At 40.0% G+C, this 15,416-nt stretch carries 22 protein-coding genes and 1 rRNA gene; 20 read left to right on the top strand and 3 right to left on the bottom strand.

From position 1 onward, the window contains the following. The first annotated feature begins 6 nt into the window (after positions 1-6). From GLW08_RS19820 to GLW08_RS19745, 16 genes are all read left to right on the top strand, one after another. Positions 7-339 carry a KOW domain-containing RNA-binding protein gene (locus tag GLW08_RS19820; RefSeq protein ID WP_160850357.1) on the top strand — a complete coding sequence of 111 codons (333 nt, stop codon included), beginning with the start codon at positions 7-9 and terminating at the stop codon, positions 337-339. Next, positions 317-535, top strand: coding sequence for a translation initiation factor IF-1 (gene infA, locus GLW08_RS19815; protein WP_027446514.1), 219 nt, complete (start codon positions 317-319; stop codon positions 533-535). The genes GLW08_RS19820 and infA overlap by 23 nt, the downstream gene beginning before the upstream one ends. A gap of 34 nt (positions 536-569) precedes the next feature. Next, complete coding sequence (gene rpmJ, locus GLW08_RS19810) at positions 570-683, top strand: 50S ribosomal protein L36 (protein WP_036819759.1); 114 nt, start codon at positions 570-572, stop codon at positions 681-683. A gap of 23 nt (positions 684-706) precedes the next feature. After that, entirely contained in the window at positions 707-1,072 is a 366-nt protein-coding gene (rpsM, locus tag GLW08_RS19805; protein WP_036819757.1) for a 30S ribosomal protein S13, read from the top strand. Positions 1,073-1,096: 24 nt separating this feature from the next. Then, entirely contained in the window at positions 1,097-1,486 is a 390-nt protein-coding gene (gene rpsK / locus GLW08_RS19800; RefSeq protein WP_160850356.1) for a 30S ribosomal protein S11, read from the top strand. Positions 1,487-1,669: 183 nt separating this feature from the next. Further along, complete coding sequence (locus GLW08_RS19795) at positions 1,670-2,614, top strand: DNA-directed RNA polymerase subunit alpha (RefSeq protein ID WP_160850355.1); 945 nt, start codon at positions 1,670-1,672, stop codon at positions 2,612-2,614. A gap of 46 nt (positions 2,615-2,660) precedes the next feature. Then, entirely contained in the window at positions 2,661-3,020 is a 360-nt protein-coding gene (gene rplQ / locus GLW08_RS19790; RefSeq protein WP_160850354.1) for a 50S ribosomal protein L17, read from the top strand. A 154-nt stretch (positions 3,021-3,174) separates the two neighbouring features. Then, positions 3,175-4,014, top strand: a complete 840-nt coding sequence (locus GLW08_RS19785; protein ID WP_160850353.1) for an energy-coupling factor ABC transporter ATP-binding protein — start codon at positions 3,175-3,177, stop codon at positions 4,012-4,014. Next, positions 3,990-4,859 carry an energy-coupling factor ABC transporter ATP-binding protein gene (locus GLW08_RS19780; RefSeq protein WP_160850352.1) on the top strand — a complete coding sequence of 290 codons (870 nt, stop codon included), beginning with the start codon at positions 3,990-3,992 and terminating at the stop codon, positions 4,857-4,859. The genes GLW08_RS19785 and GLW08_RS19780 overlap by 25 nt, the downstream gene beginning before the upstream one ends. Continuing rightward, positions 4,856-5,653: a CbiQ family ECF transporter T component gene (locus tag GLW08_RS19775; protein WP_160850351.1), complete on the top strand. Its 798-nt coding sequence runs from the start codon at positions 4,856-4,858 to the stop codon at positions 5,651-5,653. The genes GLW08_RS19780 and GLW08_RS19775 overlap by 4 nt, the downstream gene beginning before the upstream one ends. Positions 5,654-5,666: 13 nt before the next feature. Beyond that, on the top strand, positions 5,667-6,410 hold the full coding sequence (gene truA, locus GLW08_RS19770) for a tRNA pseudouridine(38-40) synthase TruA (protein ID WP_160850350.1): 744 nt from the start codon (positions 5,667-5,669) through the stop codon (positions 6,408-6,410). A gap of 163 nt (positions 6,411-6,573) precedes the next feature. Beyond that, positions 6,574-7,011 (top strand): 50S ribosomal protein L13, encoded by a 438-nt coding sequence (gene rplM, locus GLW08_RS19765; protein WP_036824363.1) that lies wholly within the window; start codon positions 6,574-6,576, stop codon positions 7,009-7,011. A 19-nt stretch (positions 7,012-7,030) separates the two neighbouring features. Then, positions 7,031-7,423 (top strand): 30S ribosomal protein S9, encoded by a 393-nt coding sequence (gene rpsI / locus GLW08_RS19760; RefSeq protein WP_160850349.1) that lies wholly within the window; start codon positions 7,031-7,033, stop codon positions 7,421-7,423. 729 nt (positions 7,424-8,152) lie between these two features. Further along, the gene (locus tag GLW08_RS19755; RefSeq protein WP_160850348.1) at positions 8,153-8,596 is read left to right on the top strand and encodes a DUF2521 family protein; all 444 of its coding nucleotides are present in this window, start codon (positions 8,153-8,155) and stop codon (positions 8,594-8,596) included. A gap of 64 nt (positions 8,597-8,660) precedes the next feature. Next, the gene (gene cwlD / locus GLW08_RS19750) at positions 8,661-9,377 is read left to right on the top strand and encodes an N-acetylmuramoyl-L-alanine amidase CwlD (protein WP_160850347.1); all 717 of its coding nucleotides are present in this window, start codon (positions 8,661-8,663) and stop codon (positions 9,375-9,377) included. Between the two features lie 227 nt (positions 9,378-9,604). Then, positions 9,605-10,657, top strand: coding sequence for an Mrp/NBP35 family ATP-binding protein (locus GLW08_RS19745; RefSeq protein WP_160850346.1), 1,053 nt, complete (start codon positions 9,605-9,607; stop codon positions 10,655-10,657). Positions 10,658-10,838: 181 nt separating this feature from the next. Here the strand turns inward: GLW08_RS19745 and GLW08_RS19740 are convergent, their stop codons facing one another. Both GLW08_RS19740 and gerD read right to left on the bottom strand, forming a co-directional pair. Then, a complete protein-coding gene (locus GLW08_RS19740; RefSeq protein WP_160850345.1) occupies positions 10,839-10,988 on the bottom strand; it encodes a hypothetical protein in 150 nt (49 codons plus the stop codon). After that, positions 10,972-11,631 (bottom strand): spore germination lipoprotein GerD, encoded by a 660-nt coding sequence (gene gerD, locus GLW08_RS19735; protein WP_160850344.1) that lies wholly within the window; start codon positions 11,629-11,631, stop codon positions 10,972-10,974. Before gerD ends, GLW08_RS19740 begins: the two co-directional genes overlap by 17 nt. A gap of 443 nt (positions 11,632-12,074) precedes the next feature. On the opposite strand from gerD, the gene GLW08_RS19730 reads away from it, so the two are divergent. Continuing rightward, positions 12,075-12,755 (top strand): KinB-signaling pathway activation protein, encoded by a 681-nt coding sequence (locus GLW08_RS19730; protein WP_160850343.1) that lies wholly within the window; start codon positions 12,075-12,077, stop codon positions 12,753-12,755. A 10-nt stretch (positions 12,756-12,765) separates the two neighbouring features. Here GLW08_RS19730 and pdaB read toward each other — a convergent pair whose 3' ends face one another. Continuing rightward, positions 12,766-13,527 (bottom strand): polysaccharide deacetylase family sporulation protein PdaB, encoded by a 762-nt coding sequence (gene pdaB / locus GLW08_RS19725; RefSeq protein WP_160850342.1) that lies wholly within the window; start codon positions 13,525-13,527, stop codon positions 12,766-12,768. Positions 13,528-13,680: 153 nt separating this feature from the next. On the opposite strand from pdaB, the gene GLW08_RS19720 reads away from it, so the two are divergent. The 3 genes from GLW08_RS19720 to GLW08_RS19710 all read left to right on the top strand — a co-directional run. After that, on the top strand, positions 13,681-13,902 hold the full coding sequence (locus GLW08_RS19720; RefSeq protein ID WP_160850341.1) for a hypothetical protein: 222 nt from the start codon (positions 13,681-13,683) through the stop codon (positions 13,900-13,902). A gap of 67 nt (positions 13,903-13,969) precedes the next feature. Next, entirely contained in the window at positions 13,970-14,629 is a 660-nt protein-coding gene (pgmB, locus tag GLW08_RS19715) for a beta-phosphoglucomutase (RefSeq protein ID WP_160850340.1), read from the top strand. A gap of 676 nt (positions 14,630-15,305) precedes the next feature. Beyond that, positions 15,306-15,416: ribosomal RNA gene (locus GLW08_RS19710) — 16S ribosomal RNA — on the top strand; the annotation flags it as partial.

Below are 15,416 nucleotides of genomic sequence, written 5' to 3'. Positions count from 1 at the left end.
TCGTTGTTGAACGAAGCGGAGTCGAGTCCACGAATAGGTCAAGTTGTTCGTGTCTTGCAAGGGCGAGAGGTAGAACAATATATGATTATCATCGGTGTAGTTGATAATCGTTTTGTGCTGCTAGCGGATGGGGAGAAAAGAAAGTATGATCGTCCTAAGAAAAAGAACGTTCATCACATTAAATTAATGGACTATATATCCCCAGAAGTCCAAAACAGCCTTCTAGAAACTGGTCGCGTAACGAATGGCAAACTCCGATTTGCCTTATCAAAATTTGTAAATGAAGCAGTGACTGATTTGAAGGAGGATCAACTCGATGGCGAAAGAAGATGTAATTGAAGTTGAAGGTACCGTTGTTGACACATTGCCTAATGCAATGTTTAAAGTGGAGTTAGAAAACGGTCATACTGTGCTAGCCCATGTTTCCGGTAAAATACGTATGCACTTCATTCGCATTTTGCCTGGAGATAAAGTGACGGTTGAACTTTCTCCTTATGATTTAAGTAGAGGACGTATTACCTACCGCTATAAGTAGCGTGAAATACTCCGTCTAAAAGGAGGTATGGATGATGAAGGTAAGAGCATCTGTTAAACCAATTTGCGAAAAATGCAAAGTTGTCCGTCGTAAAGGTAAAGTAATGGTTATTTGCGATAACCCTAAGCATAAACAAAAACAAGGATAGTACTGAAGGAGGTGCACTGCTGAATGGCACGTGTTGCAGGTATAGACATTCCACGTGACAAGCGTGTAGTCATTTCATTAACCTATGTGTATGGAATCGGCCATACTACAGCGAAAGAAATCGTAGCTGAAGCTGGCGTTGCAGAAGATACACGCGTTCGTGATCTTACTGAAGATGAACTAGCTCAGATTCGTAAAGCTGTTGAGGGATACAACGTTGAAGGTGATCTTCGCCGTGAAAACTCCCTAGATATTAAACGTTTAATTGAGATTGGCTCGTATCGTGGAGTACGTCACCGTCGTGGTCTTCCACTACGCGGACAAAAAACGAAGAACAACTCTCGTACACGTAAAGGTCCACGTCGTACAATCGCTAATAAGAAAAAATAAGGCAAAGGAGGTAAGTGAAACTCTATGGCTCGTAAAACAAACGTACGTAAGAAACGCGTGAAAAAGAATATAGAATCTGGTGTCGCGCACATTCGTTCTACTTTTAACAATACAATTGTTACGATCACCGATGTTCAAGGTAATGTAATTAGCTGGAGCAGTTCTGGTTCCCTTGGTTTCAAGGGCTCTCGTAAATCTACTCCTTTCGCAGCTCAAATGGCAGCGGAAGCAGCAGCTAAATCATCTCAAGAACACGGTATGAAAAGTCTAGAAGTAACTGTAAAAGGTCCAGGAGCTGGTCGGGAAGCGGCTATTCGTTCCCTACAAGCAGCAGGCCTTGAAGTTACAGCCATTCGTGATGTTACCCCAGTACCACACAATGGTTGCCGCCCACCAAAACGTCGTCGTGTATAATTTGTTTGTATAGAATTTGTCACCCTGTCTATAATGGGTTATGATAGCTATTAAACAACATTGCACAAGACAAAAGATTGATAATATAAAAGATGTGCAAAAACGGGGACTGCCTACCTGAGGAATTTCGGTTAGACTTTAGTCTAACCGGGGTTTCGACGTTTTGAAGGAGGGTTAAATTTAATGATCGAAATTGAAAAGCCAAAAATTGAAACGGTTGAGATCAGCGATGATGCAACATTTGGAAAGTTCGTCGTCGAACCGCTTGAACGTGGGTATGGTACAACACTAGGAAACTCCTTGCGTCGTATCCTATTATCCTCACTTCCTGGCGCTGCTGTAACATCAGTTCAGATTGATGGAGCTCTTCATGAATTTTCAACAATCGATGGTGTAGTAGAAGATGTTACAACAATCGTGATTAATCTTAAGAAACTAGCTCTGAAGATTTTTTCTGAAGAAACGAAAACGTTGGAGATTGATGTGCAGGGAGAAGGATCTGTTACGGCAGCAGACATCACGCATGATAGCGATGTTGAGGTTTTAAACCCTGAAATCCACATTGCGACGCTTCAAACGAATGCTAGTTTACGCATGCGTATCACTGCTGAAAAAGGACGTGGGTATCGCCCTGCAGAAACAAACAACCATGATGATCAGCCAATCGGCGTCATTCCAGTTGATTCCATTTTCACTCCGATTTCACGTGTAACCTACCAAGTGGAAAACACTCGCGTAGGTCAGGTGACAAATTTTGATAAGCTAACGTTAGACGTATGGACTGACGGAAGCATTCGACCAGAAGAAGCAGTATCTTTAGGTGCCAAGATTTATATGGAACACCTAAATATTTTTGTTGGACTAACCGACGAAGCCCAAAAAGCAGAAATTATGGTTGAAAAAGAAGAGGACCAGAAAGAAAAGGTTCTTGAAATGACCATCGAAGAACTTGACTTATCTGTACGTTCTTACAACTGCCTAAAGCGCGCTGGAATCAACACGGTTCAAGAGCTTGCTCAAAAGTCTGAAGAGGATATGATGAAGGTTCGTAACCTTGGACGTAAATCTCTTGAGGAAGTGAAGCATAAGCTTGAAGAACTAGGCTTAGGCTTACGTAAAGACGACTAGGATAAAGTCGCTGATATAGAGATACTCTGTAAAGGAGGGAACTGACATGGCTAGAAAATTAGGTCGCACAACTGACGTACGTATGGCATTACTACGCAATCTTGCCACTGACCTTATTGTACATGAGCGCCTTGAAACAACAGAAGCGAAAGCGAAAGAACTTCAGTCTGTTGTTGAAAAGATGATTACACTTGGTAAACGTGGCGATTTACATGCCCGTCGTCAAGCAGAATCATTCTTATATAACGAAAAAGCCGACGAAGATAGCAGTGAAACAGCACTTCAAAAGCTATTCTCAGACATCGCTCCACGTTATGAGGACCGCCAAGGCGGATACACTCGCATCATGAAACTTGGTGCACGTAAAGGTGACGGTGCAAAAACAGCGATTATCGAATTCGTATAATCCTTGTTAGAAAAAGGGCAGGACGAAATCTCTTCCGAGGTTACTCCCAGCCCTTTTTTTATACGTTTAGAGCTTTTTTTAAAGGAAAAAAGCATGAGTATAGAAGCAACAAATGTCGTCATGAGGCAATCGAGCAGAGATGAGGAGGGGTGAAATGGGGAAGAGCTTTTTGTCGTTCGAGGGTGTTTCTTTTAAATATCAGGAGGAACAACCTTGGATCTTAAATAAATTAAATATATCAATTCACCCCAATGAATGGGTTGCGATTATCGGGCACAATGGTTCAGGGAAATCGACCATTGCCAAACTTATGAATGGTCTCTTATTTCCACAGGAGGGAACAATCTCCGTTGCAGATATGATGCTTAATGAGCAGACGATTTGGGAGATACGAAAACGAGTAGGTATGGTGTTTCAAAATCCTGATAATCAATTTGTTGGTACAACTGTCATCGATGATGTTGCCTTTGGTCTTGAGAATCACGGAGTGCCACGTCCAGAAATGGTTGAAAGAATTGAAGCTAGTTTGAAGACTGTTGGCATGGAGGGTTATGAAAATCATGAGCCACATCGATTATCAGGTGGACAAAAGCAACGTGTAGCAATCGCAAGTATTTTAGCTGTAGCACCTGATTTAGTGATTTTAGATGAGGCTACTGCGATGTTAGATCCAAAAGGTAGACGAGAGATTATGGAAACCGTACGCCATTTACGAACCAAACGAGACGTATCCATTGTAACCATTACTCATGATTTAAATGAAGTTACGTATGCGGATCGGGTTATTGTTATGAACGATGGAGAAGTGTGGTATGAGGGTACTCCACGGGACGTGTTTTCAAAGCAAGAAGAATTACAAGAGATAGGTCTTGGTACTCCACTTGTAACTCAGCTAGCCCATGAGCTTAAAGAGTTAGGTTTGGATTTTTCAAAGGAACCTATGAATCATAATGAATTGGTAGATGAATTATGGAAATATCATTCAATGACGTAAAGTATATCTATCAACCCAATTCACCATTCGAGCATCGTGCAATTGACAATTTGTCATTCACAATACCCTCAGGCTCGTTTGTTGCCATCATTGGTCACACAGGTTCAGGGAAGTCGACTATGATCCAACATTTGAATGGTTTGTTACTACCGACTCATGGGGAGGTACGTGTGGGAGAGTATTCGCTTAATGCGGATAGGAAGAAGACGAACCTCAAAGCACTTCGAGAACAAGTAGGTGTCGTATTCCAGTATCCTGAACATCAATTATTTGAAGAAACTATTCAAAAAGATATCGCTTTTGGCCCTTCCAATTTTGGGGTGTCCGAAGAAGAAATCTATCGGCGTGTACATTCCTCTTTAAACGCTGTAGGGTTGTCCTCAGATATGCTAGAGCGTTCTCCATTTGATTTAAGTGGAGGACAAATGCGACGAGTTGCTATTGCAGGTGTATTGGCAATGGAGCCTAATGTACTTGTTTTAGATGAGCCAACAGCAGGTCTAGATCCGAAAGGCCAGCGGGAAATCATGAATATGTTTCATGACCTGCATGAGGATAAGGGCCTGACCACTGTATTGGTTACGCACAGTATGGAGGATGCTCTTGCCTATGCTGACTACTGTATAGTGATGGATCACGGTGAAGTGTATATGCAAGGAAAACCCATTGAGGTATTTCGACAAAAGGAAGCATTAAATGCAGTAGGATTAGAAGTACCGGAAATCATCGAATTACTCGCAAAGCTTGAAGCGGAACTTGATATCAGTATCCCATATGAAAAGCAATCCCTCCAAGAGCTTGCTAAACTTGTAAATGGTAAGCTGAAAGGGGGCGGCCACGCGTGAACAGTTCCATGGTTATAGGGCAGTATGTGCCAGGCAAGTCTATTGTGCACGAACTGGATCCTAGGACGAAGATATCGATTATTTTTTTCTTTGTTATCATTGTATTTTTTGCTAATTCATTCATGAGTTACTTGCTTTTAACCTTATTCGCAGTGGGGAGTGTACTAATTACTCGTATTCCGCTCGGATTTATATTAAAAGGGTTGAAGCCAGTTTGGTTTATTATTCTTTTCACTTTCTTTCTCCATGTCTTTATGACGAAAGAAGGGGACGTATTGTATGAGATTTTTTCCTATCCAATCTATTCTGGAGCCTTGATACAAGGGATATCCATTTCATTAAGGTTCTTCTTGCTCATATTGGTGACGTCGATGCTAACGCTGACAACAACACCTATATCGATAACGGATGCAATTGAGAGCTTGCTGGCCCCACTTAAAAAGCTTCGTTTTCCTGTTCATGAATTGGCATTAATGATGTCTATATCTTTGCGGTTTATCCCGACATTAATGCAAGAAACAGAAAAGATATCTAAAGCACAGGCATCCAGAGGAGTAGACTTTCGCAGCGGCCCATTAAAGGAGCGTATGAAGGCGATTGTTCCGTTGTTAGTCCCGTTGTTCGTGAGTGCGTTTAAACGAGCTGAGGAGCTTGCAATGGCCATGGAGGCTAGAGGGTATCAAGGTGGAGAGGGACGTACAAAGCTTCGCGAATTAATATTAACCAAAAAGGATTACTATGTAATAGCCTTTTTTATTCTCGTAATGATAGGTGTATTTTTAACAAGACAGTAGAGGCGATGTAATAATGGAACGTATTTGTTGCACAATCCAATACGATGGCACTAACTATTCGGGTTTTCAAATACAGGTGAATGGGAGAACCGTGCAAGAGCAAATTGAAAAAGCATTAACAAAAATGCATAAAGGCACTTCAATAAGGATCATAGCGTCGGGACGAACGGATGCAGGTGTTCATGCGATGGGGCAGGTTATTCACTTTGATAGTCCCATTATGATTGAAGAGCATCAATGGAAAAAAGCCATGCAAACGTTGCTACCTGCAGATATACACATCCTACATGTCACAAAGGTCGCCTCTAACTTTCATGCTCAGCACCAAACCACTGGAAAAGAGTATCGATATTATGTTTTAAATCGCAAAGAGCCTGATATTTTTAAACGACATATCCGATATCATGTTCCTTACAAAATGGACATGGAAGCAATAACAGAAGCGTGCACGTATATTGAAGGTACACATGACTTCACATCATTCTGCTCTATGAAAACACACCTAAAAGGTGATAAAGTACGTACCATTACGCATGCTTCATGTGAAAAGATAGAAGATGAGCTCATTTTTACGTTTCGAGGAGATGGCTTTTTATATAATATGGTTAGAATTCTTGTAGGAACTCTACTAGATGTCGGCCAGGGAAAACATCCACCTGAAAAAATTCAAGAAATGTTAGATGCACAGGATCGACGGAAAGCTGGCAAAACAGCACCACCACAAGGCTTATTTTTATGGAAAGTAGATTATAACTAAAAACAACGTTTCCTGGTGTTACATGCTATTGACATTTGGTATTAGAATGTTATATTATAATCTATGGCATTTTATTTCTAAACCATGATTAGCCCCGGAAAACTAATTATGTTGAGAATAAAAAAATCGTTTATGAACAAATGAAATCAGGAGGGAACCGACCATGCGCACAACTTTCATGGCAAATGAAGGCAACATCGATCGTAAATGGTATGTTGTTGATGCGGAAGGTCAAACACTAGGTCGTTTGGCTAGTGAAGTGGCTGCTGTTCTTCGCGGAAAGCATAAGCCATCTTACACACCGCACGTTGATACTGGCGATAACGTAATCATTGTTAACGCAGACAAAATTGAACTTACTGGAAATAAGCTTACGGACAAGAAGTATTACACTCACTCTAACCACCCAGGTGGACTTCGTGAGCGTTCTGCTCTAGAAATGCGTAATAAATACCCTCGTGAAATGCTTGAAACATCTATTAAAGGAATGCTACCTGGTGGACGCCTAGGACGTAAAATGGGCAAGAAACTTCATGTGTATGCAGGTCCTGAACACAAGCATCACGCACAAAAACCAGAAGCACTTGAGCTTCGCGGATAATTAAAGGAGGTAACCAATAGTGGCACAAGTACAATACAATGGTACTGGTCGTCGTAAAACGTCTACAGCTCGTGTACGTTTAGTTCCAGGAACAGGCCGTATCGTTATTAATGATCGCAACGCAGAAGATTATTTCCCATACGAGACACTACGTGTGATCACAAAGCAACCATTAGCAATTACTGAAACAGAAGGTAATTATGACGTTCTTGTAAACGTTGATGGTGGAGGCTTCACTGGTCAAGCTGGTGCTATCCGTCACGGAGTAGCACGTGCGCTTCTTGAAGCAGACCCAGAATACCGTACTTCTCTTAAGCGAGCAGGTCTACTAACTCGTGACCCTCGTAAGAAAGAGCGTAAGAAATACGGTCTTAAAAAAGCACGTCGTGCACCACAATTCTCAAAGCGTTAATTTTTCGCTTTCTATATCAAAAAATCCTCTGGTCTATCTGGCCAGAGGATTTTTTTGTTTCATAATCGCCCCATTATCTTGAAGACTTTAGTTCGTTATAAGAGGGATGTTTCCGACGCTTTAGTTAGAAAAAAGATGGCATGGGAACAACTCGTGTCCTGCCGGCGAGCTGGCAAGCTACCTTCGGGGGAAAAGTGCTTAGGGGATCTTGCCTACCTCTTTCTCCTGCGGGAGTCTCCTTGTTCCCATGCCATCTCCCGCAATGTTGGGATTAATGGAAACATGGGCCGGGAAATTGGGGCGGTCGCTCCTATATTCAGAAATCGCTTCAATTTCCGAAAACTCGCTCGCAACAGCCTCCAGCTAGGCTGGTGCCCACCGCATTTCTGTCCGCATACCCCGGTTGCTCCGAAATGTAAAAAGGTGATCGCAAAATCCAAAATTTGATCGCAAATTCGAAATGTTGCTCTGAAATCGGAAAAACTGCTCCGAAACTTTAAATGTTGCTCGCAATCTCCCACCAGCGTCTCAACTTCAAGCCTTTAATATTATGCCTCGTTTATTGAATAACTTCATGACCACATCACTAGATTCAAAATCAGTGTTACGTTTTATATGATGGTTACCAATATTCTCTCACCAGTTCTTCCAATTAAGGGCAACTGCTGCTGTGAAGAATGGTTCCTGTTCATACCGAATAAACTAAGAAGCAATCGGAGGTGATTCGGTATGTCTGTTGTACCTATGGAACAATTACGATTAAAAAAGCAAATTACATTTGAACGTAATTTATTACGTGAATTAACTATCGAAGAAGTACAGAAGGATGTAAGAGACTGTTTTCAACCTTTTTTCCATTCTTATTATGTGTATGATTCAGCTATTCGTGAGGAAGCGATTGAACAAGCGATGGAAGCTTATTTATTAGGAGCAGAGGCAAGTCAATTTCGTCTTTGTGGTGTAAGTGAAGAGGAAATTTCGGAACGCTATGAAGTTGAATTGAAAACGATTAGTCTCGATTTTTTTGATTATCTTGAATATTGGCAGCAAGCAACTTCTCATAATGGATGGTTTACGGTCAGAGGTGAGAAGGTATGTACTGATTTTTTTCTAAGATGGTGGAATATCGGATTAGAAAAAGGTGAGCGCCGAAGGAGATTAAAGCTTGATTAATCTATCATAAAACCCATTCTTGTCCCATATATTGAAAAGTAGTTACGGTGAGGAGGGGACAAGGATGAGGAAAGTATTTAACATTACTTGCTGGTTTGTAGGTTTATGTGTTCTTATATTTTTAATACGTTATCCCATAGAGACGTTTGATTCATGGAAAACATGGTCTCTTCCTCTAGCAGGAAAAGTCATTGTCATTGATCCAGGTCACGGCGGAGTAGATGGGGGAGCGGTTGGTCAAGATGAAACGCTTGAGAAAGACATAGCGTTAAGTGTATCCAAACAATTACGGGATTACTTGCAACAAGGGGGAGCCCTAGTTTATATGACCCGTGAGACAGATAAAGACTTAGCGGATGAAGATTTAAAAGGGTATTCAAAACGAAAATCACAGGATATCAGAAGAAGGTTAGAATTCATTAATGGGAAAGACGCCGAATTTTTTGTAAGTGTACACCTTAATGCCATTCCTTCTACACAATGGCATGGCGCGCAAACGTTTTATAATGCAGCTTCGCCTGAGAGCGAAAACCTTGCAAAATTTATCCAAACTGAAATCATGAGAAATTTAGAAAATACCAAACGTTCTGCGTTAGCTATAAGCAATGTCTACTTAGTGAAGCAGGCTGATATACCTGGTGCTCTAGTTGAAATTGGATTTCTTTCAAATGAGCATGAGCGTGAATTGTTAAAAACAGAAGCATATCAGAAGAAGGTAGCTGCTTCTATTTATGAGGGGATGCTTCGATATGTCACAGAGAAAGAAGTTTCCGAAGAATGATGATTTTTATGAAAATAAAATTTAAGTAGCGCCTCATTCCTCCTGTCTTGAGAAAATCTCCTGTGTAAAAGGGTGATCAGGATGAGGGGGAGTAGAAGGTTTCAAAATTTATTAAGGAACTGAGCTTTTGTTTAAGAATTTCTATAAATCAAGCCCTTCATTCAAAACGCAAGAGGGAGATATGTTATACTTGCCTATAGAATCTCAAAAAAAGGTTGGTGACCCTCTTGCTAACACAAGAACAAGTTGTGGAATTATTAAATCCTATCCAGGATCCACATTTACATACACCATTTAAAGATACAGGTGGAATTGAAGAAATTACAATTAGAGAAGAAAAAAATCATGTCAGTGTGAAAATCAATATCGCCCAGCCGAATACAGCAGAACAAATGCAATTGCAACAAGAAATTGTAAACGTTTTAAAAGGTGCTGGAGCGGCAACAGTAGGGCTGCGTTTTCACCAACTTCCAGATGAAGTCATTGAACAATTCGCGCAACAAACAGGCGAAGAAAGTGGTTCATTATTAGAAGGTAATACAGGCACGACATTTATCGGTGTTGCTAGTGGTAAAGGCGGGGTTGGTAAATCTACCGTTACAGTAAATCTTGCTACCTCTTTAGCACGTTTAGGGAAGAAGGTAGGCATCATTGATGCGGATATTTATGGCTTTAGTGTACCGGACATGATGGGAGTAGAAGAGCGTCCTGTCGTGCGTGGTGAGACAATCATTCCTGTTGAGCGTTTTGGAGTCAAACTAATTTCAATGGGCTTTTTCGTTGAAGATAATTCGCCGATTATATGGAGAGGTCCTATGCTTGGTAAGATGTTAACAAGCTTCTTCAAGGAAGTAGAGTGGGGCGATTTGGATTATTTATTAATCGACTTACCTCCAGGAACTGGGGATGTTGCACTTGATCTTCATTCCATGTTGCCTTCCATAAAAGAAGTTATCGTCACGACACCTCATCCAACAGCTGCCTTTGTAGCTGCAAGAGCTGGGCAGATGGCTCTAAAAACAGAACATGAATTAGTCGGTGTTGTAGAAAATATGGCTTACTTCGAAAGTAAACTAACAGGGCAAAAGGAATATGTTTTTGGCCAGGGCGGAGGTCCTAAGTTGGCTGATCAATTAGGCACAGAAGTGTTAGGGCAAATTCCATTGCAACAACCATATGAAGAAGAAGACATTTTCGCCCCAGGCGTATATCAAGCAGATCACCCCACTGGCCAAATCTTTCTTAACATTGCTAATAAAATTGTTGGGAAATTGGAATAAAAACACTAAAAAATCCTGCTACTTATATAGTGGCAGGATTTTGTTTATAATCGTTGTTCATAGTAAAGAAGGTGTAAATTTTGACGCTTACATGTCTAGCTCCATCAATAAGCAGCTAATATGCTTCCCTCTCTTCCGGTCGATAAGTCAACATCGAATCGCGCATGCTTTCGTGTTTCATTTATCTTACTGGGTGAAGTTCTGGGCTGAAAGAGATTCGATTAAGACCGCTGAATCGAGCAGCAACATCAAACCAACCTACGTCGAGTAGGCGCAGCACATACGTCGCTAAACCAGCGATTGCGCCTTTCTTATTAAGAACCGCTGTCACCTTGTGCTCCACCAGCGCCACTTCCTTGACCACTTTTACTTTGTTGATCTCCACCTTCACCTTGCCCTTTGCTCTTTTCATCACCGGAAGTGGATTTCATTTCTTCGGCGGCTTTGAGTACAATTTCACTCATTTTTGCTTTGAACATTGGGGTGTTCATGGTTTCTTCAATGGTTTTCTCAAGGTGTTCACGGAATTGCTGACTTTTCATAACGGTAAGCATTTGGTTCGTAATTTCAGGGTTTTGTAAAATCTCAAGCATACTTTTTTGATATTCAGAATCACTCATTAGATCCTTCGTTAACTTTTTTTGTTCCTCAGTCATGGACTTGGCAAAGGTTTTGGAGAATTGAGGGTTTTCAAACAGCTTTGTCCAAAATTTCTTACCTTTGTCGGAAGTGATGGTCTCTTCAATCGATTTTTTGACAACATCCGATTCTAATACAACCTGCTGTTTCATCTTATCGTCATTCAAGACTTCCGTAATTGCCTTTTTCCCATCGTCCGTTTTGAGAATATCCACCACCATTTTTTTTGTGGTTTCATATTGGGGTTGTTCCCCTCCTGAGGACGAATTACCAGAACAAGCAGTTAAGAAAGATAGAGATGCTACTATAACAATGAGGTTCTTTATCCTAAGCATAAGAGCACTCCTTTCACATCTTTCGTCCCTATGCTTAATATTAGATATATGAAAAAATTTATACGCAGGAAACTAAGGAAAAAAGCAGTTCTTCGTGATAAAATACCTAAGGATGGTTTAACGAAAAAATATATAAAAGAGAGATATGTTCTCAGAAAATAAAAGTAAAATTTTGGCGCTATTACGTCTGACTCCAGCTGCCCAGCAAACTTCCTCACTTAAGTTAAGTAAACATAAGGATTGCTACCGCTCTCCATGTTTCCTTTATTTCATACGAATGAAGTTTTGGGGTGATATGGAAATTCGATTAAAAACGCTGCGTCACGCAGCGATATCGAACTGAACTACGTCCTGTACGCCCGCATCACGTAGCAACATGAACCCATCCCCGTCGTGTGGGCATGCTAAATGGGCACTTGCGCCTTTCATTAGGAGGAACGATTTTGACAAGTAGAAAATGGGTAAGGTTATTTCTCAGGACATTATTATGGGGTGGACTTTCCACGTTAATCATAAGCTTTTTTGTTAAAAATGACGCTTACATGGAAGCATTGCAGCCTTTTAATGCTTTTGGATTGTTAGGAGTCGTTTTAACGTTTTTAGGATTTGGCTTCATTTTTAGTATTATTAGTCAAATGGGCTTTTTTGCGTATTTAACTGTTCACCAATTTGGTTTAGGGATGTTTCGAAGGTTTTGGGTTCCGATTCAAATAGGCCTAATTGGTTTTGCGTTGTTTGATTTAGTTTATTTTCGTTATCGTGATGTAGAAGGTGACCCAAGTATTTGGCCGTTCCTTATTGCCCCTATCCTCATTTTTATATATGGGTGGATTGTAGCAACCATAAAAGCAAGGGAGACAAATAAGCATGCATTCATTCCTGCATTATTTTTTATGGTCGTCGTAACATCAGTCGAATGGGTTCCTGCATTACAAGCTGGGGATCAGGATTATGTATTACTTATGATTTTCCCGTTATTATTGTGCAACACATATCAAATTCTATTGTTGCATCGGTTAACAACTTTGGGGAATGACCAAGAATCTCCAACGGAATCCAAGCAACAACCTTCATCATCAAATAAATCAAAAAAACCTAAAAAGAAGAAGGGCAAACGTAAATAAGCGTTTGCCCTTAATTAATAGGTGAGGATTCTGTTTCTGCTTTTGAAATAAGTTCTGAAATCGTGACAAAGTGGAACCCTTTTTGTTTGATGCCAGGTAAAATAGTTCCTAAGGCTTTGTTTGTTTGTTTAACGGAATCTGAAGCATGCATTAAAATAATGTCTCCACCACTTGTTTCTTTCATGACATGGTCAACGATAACTTGAGTACCAGGGTTATCCCAATCTTTAGGGTTTACACTCCATTGCACGACTTGGTACCCTAATTTACTAGCCATCGTAATAACTTCATTGTTAACATGTCCATTAGGTGTACGTAGTAAAGATAACTCATCATACCCTAATTTCCCAAAGACTGTTCTAGCGTATAAAAGGTCTTTTTTAACCTGTGTAATATCTTGTTTCAGGTAGCTTTTATAACGATATCCCATCATACCTAATTCATGTCCATCTTCGGTAATGGCCTTTAAAATCTCAGGGTGACGTTCAGCCCATTCCCCATTTACAAAGAATGTCGCTTTCACACCATGCTTTTTTAACGTGTCTAATATTGGATATACTTGTTGTTGCCCCCAGCTAATATTAAAGGTTAATGAAACATCTTTCCCTTTTTCCCCACTACTAATTAACGCTCTAGGTCCTTTATCTGTTGAAAATACAGAAAATGCACTGTCTCGTTCCACAACAAGAAAAATGGCACAAAATAGAGCAGCAATGACTACTAATCCCCATCTTTTTAAGCTTGACCACTTCCAAACATGAAAATGTTGCACACCTCTCCACATCCCTTCCCTTAATCTATATCTATAGTTAGTTTATGTAGAGAAAAATAAGATATGAACAAGCCTTTTGGAATGATTTTAATAAAATGCAAATAAATGGACACAATGAGTGGGAAGATGCCATCCATACAGAGGTGATTGTTTATGTTAGGTTTTATGATTAATGAACTTGAACGTAAAGAAATAGAGTATCTATTGAGAAGAGAAATGGAAGAATTGCTTCACGATTTAGGGGATCAACGTATAGAACATATTGTGAAAAGAGCGATGGAAGAAAGATATCGTATTTTATTCAAGCTATTTAAGCGGTTTGCAACAGAGAAAGAATGCCTCAAGTATCTCCCGCCTAAGTATAAGCATAGGTAAGACAACCCCTTCCTTCTGTGGTATAGTGTAGGAAAGATGAAACACATTAACAGTTAGGTGGGGGAGTATGGGACATATTCAAGCAGTGATTTTTGACTTAGATGGTGTTATAACAGACACCGCTGAATATCACTATTTAGCATGGAAAAAATTAGCGGATGATTTAGGTATTCCGATGGATCGCTCGTTTAATGAAAGATTAAAAGGAGTAGGTCGTAAAGAATCGCTTGAAAAAATCCTCGAACACGGAAACAAACAACTCTCAGAACAAGAAAAAGATTTTTACGCTACAAAAAAGAATGAACATTATAAAACATTTATTCAAGATATAACGCCAAACGATTTGTTGCCCGGCATCTTAGAGTTTATGAAAGAAATAAAGGAATCGGGTATTCAAACAGCGCTAGCCTCAGCTAGTAAAAATGCCAAACCTGTTATCAGGCGATTGGAAGTAGAGCAATATCTAGATACGGTTGTAGACGCCGCTCAAGTTGAAAATGGTAAACCTGATCCAGAGATTTTCTTGAAGGGCGCGGACCAATTAAGTGTAGACCCAGCTTATTGTGTAGGTGTTGAAGATGCCCAAGCTGGAGTTCAGGCTATTAAAGCAGCTGGAATGTACGCAGTTGGTATTGGATCGGCAAAAGTTCTGACACAAGCCGACTGGGTAGTTCAAAAACCAACCCAGCTTTCTTGGGAAGAGTTGAAAAGACGATTAGAAATGTAATTTTCATGATAGTAGAAACAATGAAAAGCTATCTTTAGTAATAAGGAATCTCCTATAAAAAGAGTAGAAGATTTTTAACGATAAAAGAATAAGTTGAGGTTGCATGTGCCTAGCTTCAGTCCCAATTCCATTGGAGGTATTAAGTAATCGTTGCTGTTGAGTGCGCTTTTCCTTAGGTGATTGGGAGAGCTCTTGTTAAGAAACTCAAATCACCTCTTAACATCGGAAAAAATCGGGGTTCTCTATAAGAAATAAACGCAGTATAAATTGGTTTCATCTATTTTAAAAAATTATTTGATATAACCTATTGCGAAGAAGCATTTCATGTGCTATATTATTATCTGTTGTCAATGAGACAACAACGCACATGACCTTAAAAACAACGCTGATTTAAGTTTTTTATTAAAACTAATTGACTTCAAATGAACAACATGATAAATTAGTTAGCGTCGCATTAAGGAATGCGAAAAAGATTTCTAAGAACAACATTTTGAGGCGAAATAATTTTAAATAAATTTATTGACTTCAATTTGATTTCTTGATATAATGCAAAAGTCGCTTTCTGGCGATGTTTTGATCTTTGAAAACTGAACAAAACAACTTGTAAACAACCTGTTAATTTTTTAACGAATTAGCCAGTAATCATTTTGAATGATGCAAAGGCGAACTTCTTCATTTTATGGAGAGTTTGATCCTGGCTCAGGACGAACGCTGGCGGCGTGCCTAATACATGCAAGTCGAGCGCGTGAAGCAACATGATCCCTTCGGGGTAATTGTTGTGGATCGA

The sequence above is a fragment of the Pontibacillus yanchengensis genome, from assembly GCF_009856295.1.
GTDB classification, from domain to species: Bacteria; Bacillota; Bacilli; order Bacillales; family BH030062; genus Pontibacillus; species Pontibacillus yanchengensis_A.
Note: the sequence above shows the minus strand (reverse complement) of the source record. Positions and strands in the feature narration are given on the sequence as shown.

Excerpts from the sequence above, each read along its gene's own strand:
- rplM (WP_036824363.1), top strand. The coding sequence starts at position 6,574 with ATGCGCACAACTTTCATGGCAAATGAAGGCAACATCGATCGTAAATGG.
- GLW08_RS19755 (WP_160850348.1), top strand. The coding sequence starts at position 8,153 with ATGTCTGTTGTACCTATGGAACAATTACGATTAAAAAAGCAAATTACA.
- cwlD (WP_160850347.1), top strand. The coding sequence starts at position 8,661 with ATGAGGAAAGTATTTAACATTACTTGCTGGTTTGTAGGTTTATGTGTT.
- rpsM (WP_036819757.1), top strand. The coding sequence starts at position 707 with ATGGCACGTGTTGCAGGTATAGACATTCCACGTGACAAGCGTGTAGTC.
- GLW08_RS19720 (WP_160850341.1), top strand. The coding sequence starts at position 13,681 with ATGTTAGGTTTTATGATTAATGAACTTGAACGTAAAGAAATAGAGTAT.
- pgmB (WP_160850340.1), top strand. The coding sequence starts at position 13,970 with ATGGGACATATTCAAGCAGTGATTTTTGACTTAGATGGTGTTATAACA.
- rplQ (WP_160850354.1), top strand. The coding sequence starts at position 2,661 with ATGGCTAGAAAATTAGGTCGCACAACTGACGTACGTATGGCATTACTA.
- rpsK (WP_160850356.1), top strand. The coding sequence starts at position 1,097 with ATGGCTCGTAAAACAAACGTACGTAAGAAACGCGTGAAAAAGAATATA.
- gerD (WP_160850344.1), bottom strand. The coding sequence starts at position 11,631 with ATGCTTAGGATAAAGAACCTCATTGTTATAGTAGCATCTCTATCTTTC.
- truA (WP_160850350.1), top strand. The coding sequence starts at position 5,667 with ATGGAACGTATTTGTTGCACAATCCAATACGATGGCACTAACTATTCG.
- infA (WP_027446514.1), top strand. The coding sequence starts at position 317 with ATGGCGAAAGAAGATGTAATTGAAGTTGAAGGTACCGTTGTTGACACA.
- GLW08_RS19780 (WP_160850352.1), top strand. The coding sequence starts at position 3,990 with ATGGAAATATCATTCAATGACGTAAAGTATATCTATCAACCCAATTCA.
- rpmJ (WP_036819759.1), top strand. The coding sequence starts at position 570 with ATGAAGGTAAGAGCATCTGTTAAACCAATTTGCGAAAAATGCAAAGTT.
- GLW08_RS19785 (WP_160850353.1), top strand. The coding sequence starts at position 3,175 with ATGGGGAAGAGCTTTTTGTCGTTCGAGGGTGTTTCTTTTAAATATCAG.
- GLW08_RS19795 (WP_160850355.1), top strand. The coding sequence starts at position 1,670 with ATGATCGAAATTGAAAAGCCAAAAATTGAAACGGTTGAGATCAGCGAT.